The 16,102-nt window shown below is 72.6% G+C and carries 11 protein-coding genes; 7 read left to right on the top strand and 4 right to left on the bottom strand.

From position 1 onward, the window contains the following. Positions 1-409: 409 nt before the first annotated feature. From IEY86_RS03490 to IEY86_RS03475, 4 genes are all read right to left on the bottom strand, one after another. The gene (locus tag IEY86_RS03490; protein WP_189129971.1) at positions 410-2,821 is read right to left on the bottom strand and encodes a transglutaminase TgpA family protein; all 2,412 of its coding nucleotides are present in this window, start codon (positions 2,819-2,821) and stop codon (positions 410-412) included. Further along, complete coding sequence (locus IEY86_RS03485) at positions 2,818-4,233, bottom strand: DUF58 domain-containing protein (RefSeq protein ID WP_189130065.1); 1,416 nt, start codon at positions 4,231-4,233, stop codon at positions 2,818-2,820. Before IEY86_RS03485 ends, IEY86_RS03490 begins: the two co-directional genes overlap by 4 nt. Positions 4,234-4,898: 665 nt before the next feature. Continuing rightward, positions 4,899-5,903 carry an AAA family ATPase gene (locus IEY86_RS03480; protein WP_189129970.1) on the bottom strand — a complete coding sequence of 335 codons (1,005 nt, stop codon included), beginning with the start codon at positions 5,901-5,903 and terminating at the stop codon, positions 4,899-4,901. Positions 5,904-6,366: 463 nt separating this feature from the next. Beyond that, positions 6,367-6,918 carry a beta-class carbonic anhydrase gene (locus tag IEY86_RS03475; protein WP_189129969.1) on the bottom strand — a complete coding sequence of 184 codons (552 nt, stop codon included), beginning with the start codon at positions 6,916-6,918 and terminating at the stop codon, positions 6,367-6,369. Positions 6,919-7,267: 349 nt separating this feature from the next. Here IEY86_RS03475 and mraZ point away from each other — a divergent pair, with 349 nt between their 5' ends. The 7 genes from mraZ (at position 7,268) to mraY (ending at position 16,089) form a co-directional block, all read left to right on the top strand. Then, positions 7,268-7,699 (top strand): division/cell wall cluster transcriptional repressor MraZ, encoded by a 432-nt coding sequence (gene mraZ, locus IEY86_RS03470; RefSeq protein WP_189129968.1) that lies wholly within the window; start codon positions 7,268-7,270, stop codon positions 7,697-7,699. 347 nt (positions 7,700-8,046) lie between these two features. Continuing rightward, a complete protein-coding gene (gene rsmH / locus IEY86_RS03465) occupies positions 8,047-9,003 on the top strand; it encodes a 16S rRNA (cytosine(1402)-N(4))-methyltransferase RsmH (RefSeq protein WP_265803621.1) in 957 nt (318 codons plus the stop codon). Between the two features lie 70 nt (positions 9,004-9,073). Then, on the top strand, positions 9,074-9,733 hold the full coding sequence (gene ftsL, locus IEY86_RS36150) for a cell division protein FtsL (protein ID WP_308425096.1): 660 nt from the start codon (positions 9,074-9,076) through the stop codon (positions 9,731-9,733). Between the two features lie 11 nt (positions 9,734-9,744). Then, positions 9,745-11,874 (top strand): peptidoglycan D,D-transpeptidase FtsI family protein, encoded by a 2,130-nt coding sequence (locus IEY86_RS03455; RefSeq protein WP_308425095.1) that lies wholly within the window; start codon positions 9,745-9,747, stop codon positions 11,872-11,874. A gap of 5 nt (positions 11,875-11,879) precedes the next feature. Beyond that, the gene (locus IEY86_RS03450; protein ID WP_189129967.1) at positions 11,880-13,601 is read left to right on the top strand and encodes a UDP-N-acetylmuramoyl-L-alanyl-D-glutamate--2,6-diaminopimelate ligase; all 1,722 of its coding nucleotides are present in this window, start codon (positions 11,880-11,882) and stop codon (positions 13,599-13,601) included. Beyond that, entirely contained in the window at positions 13,598-15,028 is a 1,431-nt protein-coding gene (locus tag IEY86_RS03445) for a UDP-N-acetylmuramoyl-tripeptide--D-alanyl-D-alanine ligase (protein ID WP_189129966.1), read from the top strand. Before IEY86_RS03450 ends, IEY86_RS03445 begins: the two co-directional genes overlap by 4 nt. Continuing rightward, positions 15,025-16,089 (top strand): phospho-N-acetylmuramoyl-pentapeptide-transferase, encoded by a 1,065-nt coding sequence (gene mraY, locus IEY86_RS03440; RefSeq protein ID WP_189129965.1) that lies wholly within the window; start codon positions 15,025-15,027, stop codon positions 16,087-16,089. The genes IEY86_RS03445 and mraY overlap by 4 nt, the downstream gene beginning before the upstream one ends. Positions 16,090-16,102 lie beyond the last annotated feature (13 nt).

Below are 16,102 nucleotides of genomic sequence, written 5' to 3'. Positions count from 1 at the left end.
CGGCCGCAGCCGGCAGGGCCGACCTCGGCTGTCCTCGGCTCTTCGGGGCTCGTTGTTTCCCGCTCACGTGCCCGTCGGTGGCCCACTGGCGTGGGCGGTCGCTGCCGTCGGGGCTGGCTGCGGCTGTCCTCGGCTCTTCGGGGCTTGCTGTTTCCCGCTCACGTGCCCGTCGGTGGCCCACTGGCGTGGGCGGTCGCTGGCATCGGGGCTGGCTGCGGCTGTCCTCGGCTCTTCGGGGCTTGCTGTTTCCCGCTCACGTGCCCGTCGGTGGCCCACTGGCGTGGGCGGTCGCTGGCATCGGGGCTGGCTGCGGCTGTCCTCGGCTCTTCGGGGCTTGCTGTTTCCCGCTCACGTGCCCGTCGGTGGCCCACCCGCGAGGGCGGTGGGCCGCCGACGGGGCGGGGGCGTGTCAGCGCCCCGTCGCGCCTTGCCGCAGGCGTGCGGGGATCGGCACCTTGCGGACCGCCTCCAGCCACCGGTCCCTGAGACCGGCCCACGCGTCGGAGACCGTCCAGAGGACCCGGACACTCGAGCGGGGCAGGAGCAGGGCGCGAAGGCGGCCCCCGCGGCCGGCGCCCGCCGACAGGGCGGACTCGATTCTGCGCACGTCGTCCGCCAGACCCGGGACCGGGCGCGGCTCGGGCGCGTACATCACCTGTTCCACCGCCGACGCCACACGGTGCGCGGCCTCAGCCGTCTCCGTGTCCAGGCCCGCCGCCCTCACCAGCCGCGCCGCCGCCCGGCGCGGCGTCTCGCTCACGTCGGGAGTGATCCCGTAGTCCCAGGCGGTGTCGAGCAGCTCCTGCCACCCCGCGAGGGTCCTCGCCCCGGCGGCGCCACCGACGTGGCCCCCGCCCAGCCGCCTCGCCCGCACCCGGGCCCGCCACAGCACCGGCAGGAGGAGCATCAGCAGCACCAGCGCGCCGATGACGATCCCCGCGACCGCCGCCGTCGGGAAGCCCCCGTCGGAGGAGTTGTCGACCACCAGAGGACCCTGCGTCGAGCAGTCCCCGGCCCGCTGCGCCCTGGCGTCACAGGTCACCTGCGAGGACGGCCCGGTGGAGGGCGACGCCGTGTCGCTCGGGGTGTCCGTGGGGTTGGTCGCCCGGTCGCTGGGCGTCTGCGCCTGCGCGTAGTCGGGCGTGCTGCCCCGAGACGGCGTGGGCTCGAAACGCACCCAGCCCACGCCCTGGAAGTACAGCTCCGGCCACGCGTGCGCGTCCTTGGACCCCACGGAGTACGAGCCGTCCGACAGCGCCGCCCCCGGTACGAACCCCACGGCCACCCGCGACGGGATGCCGAGCGTGCGCGACATCGCCGCCATGGTGAAGGCGTAGTGGATGCAGAAGCCCTCCTTGTTCCTCAGGAAGCGCACGATCGCCGTGGTGCCCGTCCCCGAGCTGACCCGCGTGTTGTACGAGAAGCCCCCGGACGTGGTGAACCACTCCTGGAGCTTCATCGCCTGCTCGTAGTGGTTGGCCGCGCCCCTCGTCACGCCCTCGGCCTCGCTCCTGACCACCAGCGGAAGGTCCGCCGGGACCTTGGTGTACTCGTCGGCCAGCGCTCCGGAAGGCTCCGGGGCGGACGCCAGCTGCGCGGCGGTCGGCTTCACCCGCAAGCTGCTGACCTGGTACCTCACCAGCGCCGTGGTCTGCTTGTGATCGCCGACGACCGTGCGGGCCTCCGGCTCGTACCGCCAGCTCCCGCGCACGTCGACCTTCGTCGCCGGGTACGGCATCGGCAGCCAGCTGGTGCGGAACCAGCCCGCCGTCGCGACCGACGTGTGGATCTCCTGCCGCAGGACGTCCGGGTCGAGGCCCTTCGGGGTCGGCAGCGCATCGGGCACGTCCCGCAGCGAGCGCTGCGACGACTTCCACGAGGCGCCGTCGAACTGGTCCAGCGACACCGTCCGCAGGTACATGTCCGAGTTGGTGTCGGAGTCGGTGCGGTACTTGAGCACTTCACGGTTCTGCGGCTGGTTGAGGTTGTCCTGCATGGTGATGACCGGGTCGCTGGCGTTGATGGTGCCGCTGCCCGTGCCCCCGCGTCCGCTGCCGTTGGCGGCGGCGCCCAGCAGCCCGTCACCCAGCGACGGCAGCGCGGCCGGGGCGATCAGGGCGATGCCCAGCGCCATGGCCCCGATCCGGCGGCCGGTGCGCACCGGCGCCATGGCCGACTCGCCGCCGCCTCCGGCGAGCCCTCCGGAGCCGCCGCGCCCCGGACCGCCGCCCGCGAAGACCCTGCCCCAGCGCGAGAGCCGGTCCCGGCCCTCGGCGAGGAGCAGCAGCAGATAGCCCGCTCCCGCCAGCACGAACCACAGCCAGTGCGAGCCGTCCTGCGAGAGCCCCGCGGCCACCGAGTACAGGGCCAGCAGGGGCAGACCGGCCGGAGCCGCGTTGCGGTACGTGACCGCCAGCGCGTCGACCAGCACGGCGATCACGACGACCCCGCCCACGAGCATGAGCCGGATGCCGTCCGTCACCGGAGCGGGCGTCTGGTACTGCCCGACGTCCGTCATCCCGTCGGCCACCAGCGCACCCAGATGGCGCAGTGCTCCCGGCCCGGGGAAGATCCCGAACGGTGCCACGTGCCGCGCGAAGACGAACGTCAGCATCAGCAGGACGGCGACGAGCTGCGCCAGTACCGCCAGCGGCCGGGCCAGCGGTACCCGCCGTCCCAGCGCACCCACACCCGCCTGAAGGGCCACGAGCACGCTCGCCTGCACCAGCCAGCCGGACGGCGAGACCAACGGCAGCAGCGAGCAGGCGACGAGGATCGTCGCGAGCCCTGAGCACAGGGTCAGCCTGGTACGGCCACTCATCGGAACATCCCCCCACCGGCGGCCACCGGACCGCCGTCGTCCGTGCTGTAGCGGTCGGCGCGCTGCCACAGCTTCGGCAGCGTGGCCCCCGGCACCACCCGGTGCACGCTCCACCCCGCCTCACGCAGGGTGCGCTCCCTCGCCGTCAGCGGGTCCTCGCCCGCCGAGCCGCCGGAAGCCGCCGTGCCGGACGCCGCCGTGCCGAAAGCCGTCGCGCCCGGAGCCGTCATGCCGGAAACCGCCATGGCGGAAGCCGTCGCGCCGGAAGCCGCCGCCGGGGCCGGACCGCCCCAGACACCGGTGTCCAACAGGAACACCACCGCGCCGCCCACCCGCTGCCGCGTCCTGGCCAGCACGGACGCCTGTTCCTCGTCCAGCGCCCCGACGAAGGCCACCAGCAGTCCCTCGGACCCGCCGCGCAGCACATCGTGGGCCCGGGAGAACCCGGCCCCGTCGGAGTGGTCGACCACCGCCAGAGTGTCGAGCAGCACGCCCGCGGTGTCGGACGCGGAGCCGTATCCCGCCCCGCCGACCCCGTCCACGCCGGGCACGCAGCTGCCGCTGTCGGTCAGCAGCCGCACCCCGTAGCCGCGCTCCAGCAGGTGCACCGCCGCCGACGCCGCGCCGGAGACGGCCCACTCGAAGGTCGAATCCGGACCCGTGCCCCGGTGGGCCTGCCTGCGCGTGTCCAGCAGCACCGTGCACCGGGCCCGCTGCGGCTGCTCCTCCCGGCGCACCATCAGCTCGCCGTAGCGGGCGGTCGAGCGCCAGTGCACCCGCCGCAGATCGTCACCGTGCCGGTAGCCGCGGGGAATGACGTCGTCCTCACCCGCGAGCGCCACCGCGCGGGTGCGGCTGTCGCCGTAGCCCGTGGACTCGCCGACCAGCCGGACGGGAGCCAGCGGGTGCACGGTCGGCACGACCGTCAAGGTGTCGAAGGCGCTGAACGAGCGGGTCAGCTCGCACATGCCGAACGGGTCGGTCAGCCGCAATTGGAGCGGGCCCAGCGGGTACTTGCCCCGCAGGTCGGAGCGGACCCGGTAGGAGACCTCGCGGTGCCCGCCGGGCTCGACCCGGTCCAGCACGAAGCGCGGCCGTGGCCCCAGCACGTACGGCACCCGGTCCTGGAGCATCAGCAGGCCGGTGGGCATCCGGGAGACGTTGTCCACCCGCAGATGCACCCTGGCCTCAGACATCGCGGGAACCCTCGACGGCGCGAGACGGCGGCTTCCCGCCACCCGGTACCGCGTGCGGTACAGCACGGCGGCGCACACCAGCGGCAGGGCCGCCAGCAGAAGTCCCACCCGCAGCAGGTCCGGCTGGCCCAGCAGGTACGAGCAGATCGCGGCGGCGCCCCCCGCGGCCAGGAAGGAACGGCCCCGGGTGGTCAGTCCGGCCAGCGCGGTACGGATCCCGCCGGGGCCCCGCTCCTTGCCGCCGCCCGCCGAGCCGGCGGCCCCGGGCCCCGCAGCCCTGGGCCCCGCGGGCGCGGTGCCGTCAGGCCCGTCCGGCTGCGGAACGTCCGGCCGGGGCCCGCCACCGCGGGAGCCGCCACGGCGGGAGTCACCACCGCGGGAAGCGCCACCCCAGGGCCCGGCGCCTTGAGTTCCGGCGCCTCGGGGTCCGGTTCCTTGAGGTCTGGTGCCTTGGGGATCGGCGCCTCGGGGATTGGTGCCTTGGGGATTGGTGCCTTGGGTTCCGGTGCCTTGGGTTCCGGTGCCTTGAGGTCCGGTGCCTCGGGGGCCGGTGCCTTGTGGTCTGGTGCCTTGGGGATTGGCGCCTTGGTTTCGGGCGCCTTGAGGTCTGGTGCCTCGGGGATCGGTGCCTTGGGGTCTGGCGCCTTGGGTTCCGGCGCCTTGAGGTCCGGTGCTTTGGGGGCCGGTGCCTCGGGGATCGGCGCCCCGTGGCTCATTGCCGTGCGGTCTCTTCTCCCCAGGTCCGTTCTCGCGGGGGCTGTTCTCGCGAGGTCCCTTGTCCCCCGGTCCCTTCTCCTGGGGGCCGTTCTCCCGGAGTCCGCTCTCCCCGGGCCCCCACTCCGGGGGGCCCTTCTCATGGGGGCCGCTGCCCGCCGCGGCCATCACGGCCTCCGGTTGGCGGCGCCACGCGGGTCGGTGCCGTACGGGTCGGGTACGGGAGTGCGCTGCACGATCTCCACCACCACCTGCTCGGGTGTGCGGCGGCCCAACTGCGCCTGGGCCGTCGGCAGCAGGCGGTGGGCGAGCACCGGACCGGCGAGCGTCTGGATGTCGTCCGGCAGGACGAAGTCACGGCCGTCGAGCGCCGCCGCCGCACGGGCGGCGCGCACCAGGTGGAGGGTGGCGCGGGGTGAGGCGCCGAGTCTCAGATCGGGGTGGTTGCGGGTCGCGGAGACCAGGTCCACGGCATAGCGGCGCACCGACTCGGCCACATGCACCAGGCGCACGGCCTCGACGAGCTTGACGATCTCGTGGGCGTGGGCCACGGGCTGGAGATCGTCGAGGGGGTCGGCCCCGCCGTGCACGTCGAGCATCTGGAGCTCGGCCGCGGCATTGGGGTAGCCGATGGACACACGGGCCATGAAGCGGTCCCGCTGCGCCTCGGGCAGAGGATACGTTCCCTCCATCTCGACCGGGTTCTGCGTGGCGATCACCATGAACGGCGTGGGCAGCTCGTAGGTGCTGCCGTCGATCGTGACCTGGCGCTCCTCCATCGACTCCAGCAGCGCGGACTGCGTCTTGGGCGAGGCGCGGTTGATCTCGTCACCCACCACGATCTGCGCGAAGATCGCTCCCGGCTTGAACTCGAAGTCCCGGCGCTGCTGGTCGAAGACGCTCACACCGGTGATGTCGGAGGGCAGCAGGTCGGGCGTGAACTGGATACGCCGCACCGAGCAGTCGATGGACCGCGCCAGCGCCTTGGACAGCATGGTCTTGCCGACGCCCGGCACATCCTCGATCAGCAGGTGTCCCTCGGCGAGGAGCACGGTGAGGGAGAGGCGCACGACCTCCGGCTTGCCCTCGATCACGCTCTCCACCGAGCGGCGCACCCGCTCCACCACGGTGGTCAGATCGGTCAGGCTCGCTTGGTCGTCATAGGTCGTCACCCGGCACTCCTAAGGCCCGAATCAATGGGCCGCGCCGAATGCAGTCACAAACGCAGCCGACGGGCCCGCCCCGAGAAAGCGGCCGGAAACGATCCCGGGCCGCGGCCGCGCCCCGGCGCGCCACGTTGTCCAGCGCGGCACGGAACAAGGCACTGCTGCGTTGCATTCTTCCCCGACCGGCGGCTTCCCGTCACTCGCCCGCCGACAAGCGGGTGTTTCCACGGGTTTGGCCAGGCATGGGCCACCTGGGCGGGTCGTGTGCGTCGGGCCCGTCCGGCCGGATCATCCGGCGGGGCGGGCCATATGCGGCGGGCTCCTCCCGAGCGGGTCCTGCACGCAGGGGCCGCCGCGGCGACTCCGCCGCGGCGATTCCTGCGCCGCGATTCCTGTGCCGCGACGGCGGTGCCGCGATTCCTGTGCCGCGATTCAGGGTGCCGTGACGGCGGTGCCGCGACGGCGGCCGCTACGAGGCCGGGTCGATCTCGCGGAGCAGGCCCGTGTGGACGTCGAAGACGAACCCGCGCACCTGGTCGGTGTGGGGGAGGAACGGGGAGGTGCGGACACGGGCCATGGACTGGCGCACGTCCTGGTCCAGGTCGCGGAAGGCCTCCACGGCCCACGCCGGACGGATGCCCACCTCCTGCTCGAGGTCGTGCCGGAAGTCCTCGGTGAGATTGAGCAGTCCGCAGCCGGTGTGGTGGATGAGGACCACCGCGGTCGTGCCCAGCGCCCGCTGGCTGATGGTCAGCGAGCGCACGGTGTCGTCGGTGACGACGCCGCCGGCGTTGCGGATGACATGGCAGTCGCCGAGTTCAAGACCCAGCAGGGCATGCACATCGAGCCGTGCGTCCATGCAGGTGACGACGGCGACGTGCAGCACCGGGCGGGCGTCCATGCCCGGGTCGTGGAACTCGGCGGCGTAGGACCGGTTGGCCTCGACGAGCCGATCGACGACATGGTGACCCGTGTCGGCGGTGGCGTTCTCGACCGGCGGCTGATCTGCGGGTATCGGCATAACGGAAACCGTAGACGGGCGGCGGGCCCTCGGTCTCGGGCGCGACCAGGCATTCCGGTCAATCCCCCATGTTGTGACGTACCCCACAAGGGTTCGGTGGTATGGACCGTCCAGGTGAAAACGCGGTGCCGCCGCGACCGTGACGTGCGGCGGGAAGGGCCCGCCTGCCCAGGCTGGACGCGGGCGCCGCCGATGGAACCGCTCTGGCCTGCGCTTTCGTCATTCGAGTGACCCGTGTGGCGCGTTCGACATCGGTTGACGGTGGGGTGCTGTGGAGTAAAGTGGCGCGAAGTGGGAGGCGCCAGGTGTTTCCCGCGCACGCGTCCTCGTCCGCCGCTGGAGGTGCCTGGTGTTCCTGGGGACCTACGAGCCGCGGTTGGACGACAAGAGCCGGCTCGTCCTGCCGGCGAAGTTCCGGGACCCACTCGCGGAGGGCCTAGTGATCACCAAGGGGCAGGAGCGCTGCCTCTACGTGTGGCCCGTGGCCGAGTTCACCGCGGTCACCGAGCGTCTGAGCCAGGCTCCGGTGACGTCCAAGTCTGCGCGGGACTACATGCGCGTACTGTTCGCCGGGGCCAGCGACGAGGTGCCCGACAAGCAGGGCCGCATCACCATCGCACCCTCCTTGCGCGAGTACGCCGGACTGCGGCGGGACTGCACGGTCATCGGCGCCAACACGCGCGTCGAGGTGTGGGACGCCACCGCGTGGGAGCAGTACCTGGCGGCTCAGGACGAGTCGTTCGCCGAGCTGTCGCAGGAGGTGTTCCCGGGACTACTGTGACCGGCTCCGTGCCGCTCCACCAGCCTTATCGCACGCCTCGTACGTACGGCTAGGCCTCCACCCGCTCATGCCCGCTGGCGCACCTTCCCCGGTGCCGGACGGCTGTCTTCCCCAAGAGCGGGCGGGGACCCGGCGGTACGTCCGTCCGGTCGGCGGCAGACAATGAGCGCGGCGGGCAGCCAGGACCCGCTCGCGCACCGGTCCGCCGGCGCACCACCTCCCTCCTCGCCCGCCGGCGGCAGGAGGGTCCCGCCCCGCGGGCGCACGTAGAAGGGCCCACATGCTCCACCCGTCCCACACCGCCGCCCCCATCGGCGCCGTGCCCGGCGCCAGGGGGGTGGGCTGACGTGGCCCCCACGCACGTTCCCGTCATGCTGCGGCGCTGCCTCGACGTCCTGGCGCCCGCGCTGGCCGCTCCCGGCTCCGTCGTGGTGGACGCCACCCTCGGCCTCGGCGGCCACAGCGAGGCCCTGCTGTCCGCCTTCCCCGGCGCCCGTCTGATCGGCATCGACCGCGACCCCGCCGCCCTGGAGCTTTCCGGGAAGCGGCTGGCGCCCTTCGGGGAGCGGGCCACGCTGGTGCACGCCGTCTACGACGAGATGCCCGACGTCCTCGGCCGGCTCGGCATCGACCGTGTCCAGGGGGTCCTGTTCGACCTGGGTGTCTCCTCCATGCAGCTCGACGAGGCCGACCGGGGCTTCGCCTACGCGCAGGACGCGCCCCTGGACATGCGGATGGACCAGAGCACGGGCATCGGCGCCGCGGAGGTGCTCAACACCTACCCGCCCGGTGAGCTGGTACGGATCCTGCGGCTGTACGGCGAGGAGAAGTTCGCCAGGAAAATCGTTGATGCGATTGTCCGAGAACGGGACAAGGAGCCGTTCTCCACCAGCGCCCGGCTCGTCGAGCTCATCCGCGAGGCACTGCCGCAGGCCGCCAAGCGCACCGGAGGCAACCCCGCCAAGCGCACCTTCCAGGCACTGCGCATCGAGGTCAACGGAGAGCTGACCGTCCTCGAGCGCGCCATTCCCGCAGGCGTCGGCGCCCTCGCGGTCGGCGGGCGCATCGCGGTGCTGTCCTACCACTCCCTCGAGGACCGGCTGGTCAAGCAGGTCTTCGCCGCGGGCGCGGCCGGCACCGCGCCCCCCGGACTGCCCGTCGTCCCCGAGCAGTACCAGCCCCGGCTGAAGCTGCTGACGCGGGGCGCCGAGCTGCCCAGTGACGACGAGATCGCCGAGAACCGCAGGGCCGCGCCCGCGAAGCTGCGCGCGGCCGAACGCATCCGTGAAGACGTGAAGAGCTGACATAAGAAGAGCTGACACAAGCCGAAAAGAGCTGATATGAGGCAGGAGCAGGCATGAGGCAGGAGCAGCCGTGACGGCCGCGGCGGGAAGGCCGAGCGGACCGGGCAGGCCGGGCGGAGCGCTCGGGCGGCTGCTCCCCTCGGGGACGACCAACGCGGCACGCACCCCCTTCGTCCTGCTCGTCGTCGTGCTGCTCGCCTCGGGTCTGATCGGGCTGCTCGTGCTGAACTCGGCCGTCAACCAGGGCTCCTTCCAGCTCAGCAGGCTGCAGAAGGAGACCACCCGCCTCACCGACGAGGAACAGGCCCTCCAGCAGGAGGTCGACGAGTTCTCCGACCCCGCCGCCCTGTCCGAACGGGCCACGGAGCTCGGGATGGTGCCCGGCGGCACCCCGGCCTTCCTCGGTCCGGACGGAAAGGTCCACGGGGTGCCCGGCGCGGACGGCTCCACCCCGCCCGCGACCGGGACGGCCGCCACCACCCCTGGGGCCGCCCAGCCCGCTCCCTCGTCGCCCGCCGCGCCCTCGCCGGCGGCGCCGTCACCGGGGTCCGTGCCGTCGCCTGCCGCGCCCGTGACCCCGGCTCCCCGGGGCACACCCACGCCGGCGGCTCCCGTGCGTCCCGGCTCCGCCGGCGCCGGGACGTCCCGGTCCGTACCTCAGCATCCGTACCCCGCCCAGCCCTCCCAGTCCCCGCAGGGCCCCCAGGGGACCCCCGCCCCCGGGCGGTAGAAGGAGCCGACGTGAGCACACCCAGGCCGCCCCGACGCCCGCGACCTGCCGACCGCACCCCCGACCGCTCGGGCGACCGTTCCGCGTCGCCGGGCCGCTCCCGCCCCGTGCCGCCCACGGGCGACACCCCGGGCAAGAGCTCCGGCAAGCCCGGGGACAGGAGCGGGGCCAAGCCCACCGCCGGGCCCGCGGGCAAGAGCTCCGCCAAGCCCGCATCCAGGCCCACTGCCAGGCCGACCACCAGGCCCACCGCTGGGCCCCCCGCCAAGACCCCGCCGAAGGCGGGAGCGCGCCCCCCGCGCCCGCGCGGCGCCACCCTCGCCTCCCAGCCCCTGCGGCTCGCCCCGCCCAAGCCCCGGCTGCGCTTCGTCGCCCTCGCGCTCTCCCTGCTCCTGCTCGTCTTCGTGGTCAGGCTCCTCCAGCTCCAGGTCGTGGACGCCCCCGCCTACGCGGCCAAGGCGGCCCTGAACCGCTATGTCCAGGTGCCCCTGCCGGCCGACCGCGGCACGATCACCGACCGCAACGGCGTCGACCTCGCCACCACCGTGGACGCCTACGACGTCACCGCCGACCCGTACCTGTTCACCCCCGAGCAGGCCAAGGTCCCCGACGCTCCCGCCCGGGCCGCGGCGCTGCTCTCGCCGATCATCGGCGTGGACGAGAAGACCCTCGAGGCCAAGCTCGCCAAGCCCGGCTCCCGCTACGTCCTGCTGGCCCGCCGCCGCAGCCCGCAGGACTGGAACCAGATCAAGGCGCTCAAGTCCAACCTCGCCGAGAAGGTCACCGCGAGCCGGGGCAATGTCCTCGGCGGCGTCTTCGCCCAGGAGCACAGCAAGCGCGTCTACCCGGCGGGCGACCTCGCGGCCGGGGTCATCGGCTTCGTCAACAGCGAGGGCAAGGGCGGCGCCGGGCTCGAGCAGGTCCTGGACAAGGAGCTGTCCGGCCAGGACGGCAAGCGCACCTACGCCCAGTCCGGCGGCCGCCAGGTCCCCACCGCGGGCGTCCAGGAACAGCCCGCGGTATCCGGCCGCGACGCCGCGCTGACCATCGACCGCGACATCCAGTGGGCCGCCCAGAACGCCATCACCGAGCAGGTCGGGGCATCCGGCGCCGACCGCGGCTACGTCATCGCGCAGGACACCCGCACCGGCGAGGTCCTCGCCATGGCCTCCTCGCCCGGCTTCGACCCCAACGACTACGGCAGCGCCCGGCCCGAGGCCATCGGCAACCCCGCCCTCCAGGACGCCTACGAGCCCGGCAGCGTCAGCAAGCTCATGACCATGGGCGCCGTCCTGGAGGAGGGCGTCGCCACCTGGGACACGCACATCACCATCCCCAACACCCTGCGCCGGGCCGACCGCGTCTTCCACGACGACATCGACCACCCGACGTGGTTCCTCACCCTCAACGGCGTGCTCGCCAAGTCCAGCAACCTCGGCACGATCAGCGTCGCCGAGAAGCTCGGCAAGGACCAGAAGGAGTCCAACCGGATCCTGCACTCCTACCTGCGCAAGTTCGGGATAGGAGAGCGGACGGGACTCGGCTTCCCCGGCGAGACCAGCGGCATCCTGGCCCAGCCGGACCACTGGAGCGCCTCCCAGCAGTTCACCGTCCCGTTCGGCCAGGGCCTGTCGGTCAGCGCCATGCAGGCCACCTCGGTGTACTCCACCGTCGCCAACGGCGGAGTGCGGGTGCAGCCGACCCTGGTCAAGGGCAGCACGGGCCCGGACGGCCGCTTCACCCCCGCCCCGGCGCCGCACAAGAGACGGGTGCTGAGCGAGGACACCGCCAGAACCCTCTCGCGCATGCTCGAGTCCGTGGTGGGCGACACCCAGGGCACGGGCCTGAAGGCCCAGATCCCCGGCTACCGCGTCGCCGGCAAGACCGGCACGGCCAACCGAGTGGATCCCAAGACCGGCCGCTACTCCGGCTACACCGCCTCGTTCATGGGCTTCGCCCCCGCGGACAAGCCCCGCGTGACCGTCTCCTGCGTCATCCAGAACCCGACGCGGGGCAGCTACTTCGGCGGTCAGATCTGCGGTCCCGTCTTCAAGAGGGTCATGGAATTCTCTTTGAAGACCCTCAAGGTCCCGCCCACGGGCACCCAGCCTCCCCGGCTGCCCGTCGACTGGAAGCACTGATTCGGGTGAGAACCATCACAACCCGCTCCGGCCAGGACCCCGACGACCAGCGGGGCCGCACCTCACTTCGCGGCGGGCAGGGCCCGCCCGGTACTCTCACCGCCGTGCCAAACCCTGATCAGCCGCAATCCGGGCAGGAGGCCGTGGCCAGCCGCCACGGAGCGCCCCGCCCCGCACAGGTCCGACCCAAACCGTTGGCGGAGCTGGCCGACCAGCTTGGCTTGGCCGACCCCGCCACCTGGGGACCGGCCGACGCCGCCCCCGTCACCGGCATCACCCACGACTCCCGCGCGGCCCGGCCCGGCGACATCTACGCCGCCCTGCCCGGCGCACGCTTCCACGGCGCCGACTTCGTCCCCCAGGCGGTGGGCAACGGCGCCGTCGCCGTCCTCACCGACGCCGAGGGGGCCAGGCGCGCCACCGAGGCCGGGGTCGCGGTCCCGATCCTCGTGGTCGACGACCCGAGAGGCCGGATGGGGGCGCTGGCCGCCGCCATCTACGACCAGCCCGGCCAGGACCTGGTCCAGATCGGGGTCACCGGCACCTCCGGCAAGACCACCACCGCCTATCTGCTCGAGGGCGGCCTCAAGGCGGCCGGGCGGACCACGGGGCTCGTGGGCACCGTCGAGACCCGCGTGGGCGAGGAGCGCATCAAGAGCGAGCGCACCACCCCGGAGGCCACCGACCTCCAGGCCCTGTTCGCGGTGATGCGCGAGCGCGGGGTGCGCTCGGTCGCCATGGAGGTCTCCAGCCACGCCCTGGTGCTCGGCAGGGTGGACGGCGCGGTCTTCGACGTCGCCGTCTTCAACAACCTCAGCCCCGAGCACATGGAATTCCACTCCGACATGGAGGACTACTTCCGGGCCAAGGCGCAGCTGTTCACCCCCCGCCGCAGCCGCCTCGGCGTGGTCAACATCGACGACGAGCACGGCCGCCGCCTCGTCGAGGAGGCCCAGGTCCCGATCGTCACCTTCTCCGCCGAGGGCGCGAAGGAGGCCGACTGGCGGGCCGAGGACGTGGAGCTCGGCCCCGTCGACAGCACCTTCCGGGTGCTCGGTCCCAAGGGCGAGAGCGCCGAGGCCAGGGTGCCGCTGCCGGGCGCGTTCAACGTGGCCAACGCGCTCGCCGCGATCACCGCGCTCGTCTGCGCCGGGCTCCCGCTGGAGCGGGCCGTGGCCGGAGTGGCCGCCGTCCCCGGCGTCCCCGGCCGCCTCGAACGCGTCGACGCCGGGCAGCCGTACCTGGCCGTCGTGGACTACGCGCACAAGACCGACGCCGTCGAGTCCGTGCTGCGCACGCTCAGGCGGGTGACCCGGGGCAGGCTGCACATCGTGATCGGCTGCGGCGGCGACCGCGATCCGCACAAACGCGGCCCGATGGGCGCCGCCGCGGCCAGACTCGCCGACACCGCGGTGCTGACCAGCGACAACCCGCGCTCGGAGGACCCGCTGGCGATCCTCGCCGCCATGCTCGAAGGCGCCGCGAGCGTGCCCGCCCACGAGCGCGGCACCGTCCTGGTGGACGCCGACCGCGCGTCGGCCATCGCCGCGGCCGTCGCCCGCGCCCACTCCGGGGACACCGTCCTGATCGCCGGGAAGGGACACGAGCAGGGCCAGGACATCGGCGGGATCGTCCGCCCCTTCGACGACCGCGAGGTGCTCCGCGAGGCGATCGCCGCCACGACGACCCGGGGCGACGAGCAAGAAGAAAAAACGGAGAACCAGTGATCCCACTCACCCTCGCCGAGGTCGCTCAGGCGGTCGGCGGGAGCGCAACCGACATACCGGACCTCGACGTCGGCATCAGCGGACCCGTGGTCATGGACTCCCGCAAGGTGGAGCCCGGCAGCCTCTTCGTCGCCTTCGCCGGGGAGAACGCGGACGGCCACGACTTCGCCGCGCAGGCGGTGGCCGCGGGGGCCGTCGCCGTGCTCGCCGCCCGCCCCGTGGGCGTCCCGGCCATCGTCGTGGACGATGTGACCACCGCGCTCGGCGCGCTCGCCAGAACCGTCGTCGAGCGCCTCGGCGCCACCGTCGTCGCACTCACCGGCTCCTCGGGCAAGACCAGCACCAAGGACCTCATCGCCCAGCTGCTGGAGCGCCTGGCGCCCACCGTCTACCCCGCCGGGAACCTCAACAACGAGATCGGCCTGCCGCTGACCGCGCTGCGCGCCGACGAGAGCACCCGCCACCTCGTCCTGGAGATGGGCGCGCGCGGCAAGGGCCACATCCGCTACCTCACCGGCCTCACCCCGCCCCGCATCGGCCTGGTGCTCAACGTCGGCACCGCGCACATCGGTGAGTTCGGCGGCCGGGACGCCATCGCCGAGGCCAAGGGGGAACTGGTCGAGAACCTTCCCCCGGCCGACGCGGAGGGCGGCGGCGGCGTCGCCCTGCTCAACGCCGACGACCCCCTCGTCGCCGCGATGGCCTCGCGGACCAAGGCCCGTGTCGTGCTGTTCGGGGAGTCCGAGCGGGCCGAGGTCCGCGCCCTGGATGTGCGGCTGACGGCCGAAGGACGCCCCGCCTTCACGTTGTCCACCCCCCAGGGTTCGGCCCAGGTGACCATGCGCCTGTACGGTGAGCACCACGTGTCGAACGCGCTCGCCGCGGCCGCCGTAGCCCGTGAACTCGGCATGCCCGTCGACGAGATCGCGACCGCGCTCTCCGAGGCGGGCGCACTGTCCCGCTGGCGCATGGAAGTCGTCGAACGGGCGGACGGCGTCACGATCGTCAACGACGCGTACAACGCGAACCCCGACTCCATGCGGGCCGCGCTGCGCGCGTTGGCCGCGATGGGAGCGGGCCGTCGGACCTGGGCCGTGCTCGGGGAGATGGCCGAGCTCGGGGACGAATCGCTCGCCGAGCACGACGCGGTCGGACGGCTCGCTGTCCGTCTCAACGTCACCAAGCTGGTGGCGGTGGGCGGCCGCGCGGCCGCCTGGCTCGACATGGGTGCCAAGAACGAGGGTTCGTGGGGTGAGGAGTCGGTGCTGGTGTCCGACACGGATACGGCGATCGACCTGTTGCGCGCGCAAGTGCGCCCGGGGGACGTCGTGCTGGTGAAGGCCTCGAGGTCGGTGGGGCTCGAGCGGGTCGCGGACGCGCTCATCGCCGGTGGGGGTTCGCTGTCCGAGGGTGAGGGCGCCCGATGAGGCAGATCCTCTTCGCGGGTGTGATCGCGATGATCCTCTCGCTCGTCGGCACACCGCTGGCGATCAGACTGCTGGCCAGCAAGGGCTACGGCCAGATGATCCGCGACGACGGCCCGCAGGGCCACCACAGCAAGCGCGGAACGCCCACCATGGGCGGAGCGGTCTTCATCCTGGCGACGCTGATCGCGTACGCGGCGGCGAAGGCCATCACGCTGAGCAAGCCGACCGTCTCCGGTCTGCTGGTGCTGTTCCTGATGGCGGGCCTCGGCCTCGTCGGTTTCCTCGACGACTACATCAAGATCGTCAAGCAGCGCAGCCTGGGGCTTCGGGCCAAGGCCAAAATGGCCGGGCAGCTCATCGTGGGCATCGCCTTCGCCGTGCTCTCGCTGCAGTTCGCGGACTCCCGCAACCAGACGCCCGCGATGGACAAGCTGTCCTTCACACAGGACTTCGGCTGGTCGATCGGCCCGGTGCTCTTCGCGGTCTGGGCGCTGTTCATGATCCTGGCCATGTCCAACGGAGTGAACCTCACCGACGGCCTCGACGGCCTGGCCACCGGCGCCTCCGTGCTCGTGTTCGCCGCCTATGTCTTCATCGGTGTGTGGCAGTACGGCCAGTCCTGTTCCAACGAGCTGACGGCCGGTCCCGGCTGCTACGAGGTCAGGGACCCCCTCGACCTCGCCATCGTCGCCTCGGCGCTGATGGGCGCGTGCTTCGGCTTCCTGTGGTGGAACACCTCGCCGGCCAAGATCTTCATGGGGGACACCGGCTCGCTCGCCCTCGGCGGCGCGCTGGCGGGCCTGGCGATCTGCTCCCGCACCGAGCTCCTGCTCGCGCTGCTCGGCGGTCTGTTCGTACTGATCACCCTGTCGGTGATCATCCAGGTCGGCTCGTTCCGTCTGACCGGCAAGCGGGTCTTCCGCATGGCACCGCTCCAGCACCACTTCGAGCTCAAGGGCTGGAGCGAAGTGCTCATCGTGGTCCGCTTCTGGATCATCCAGGGCGTGTGTGTTGCCCTGGGACTCGGACTCTTTTACGCGGGATGGGTGACCGGCAAGTGACCTCTGGGGAGCA

This window comes from Wenjunlia tyrosinilytica (assembly GCF_014646055.1).
GTDB lineage: Bacteria > Actinomycetota > Actinomycetes > Streptomycetales > Streptomycetaceae > Wenjunlia > Wenjunlia tyrosinilytica.
The sequence above is the reverse complement of the archived record's forward strand: the minus strand, read 5'-3'. Positions and strand labels throughout refer to the sequence as shown.

What these genes read in the sequence shown, in the direction of transcription:
- IEY86_RS03490 (WP_189129971.1), bottom strand. Translation starts at nt 2,821, where the DNA reads ATGAGTGGCCGTACCAGGCTGACCCTGTGCTCAGGGCTCGCGACGATC.
- mraY (WP_189129965.1), top strand. Translation starts at nt 15,025, where the DNA reads ATGAGGCAGATCCTCTTCGCGGGTGTGATCGCGATGATCCTCTCGCTC.
- IEY86_RS03475 (WP_189129969.1), bottom strand. Translation starts at nt 6,918, where the DNA reads ATGCCGATACCCGCAGATCAGCCGCCGGTCGAGAACGCCACCGCCGAC.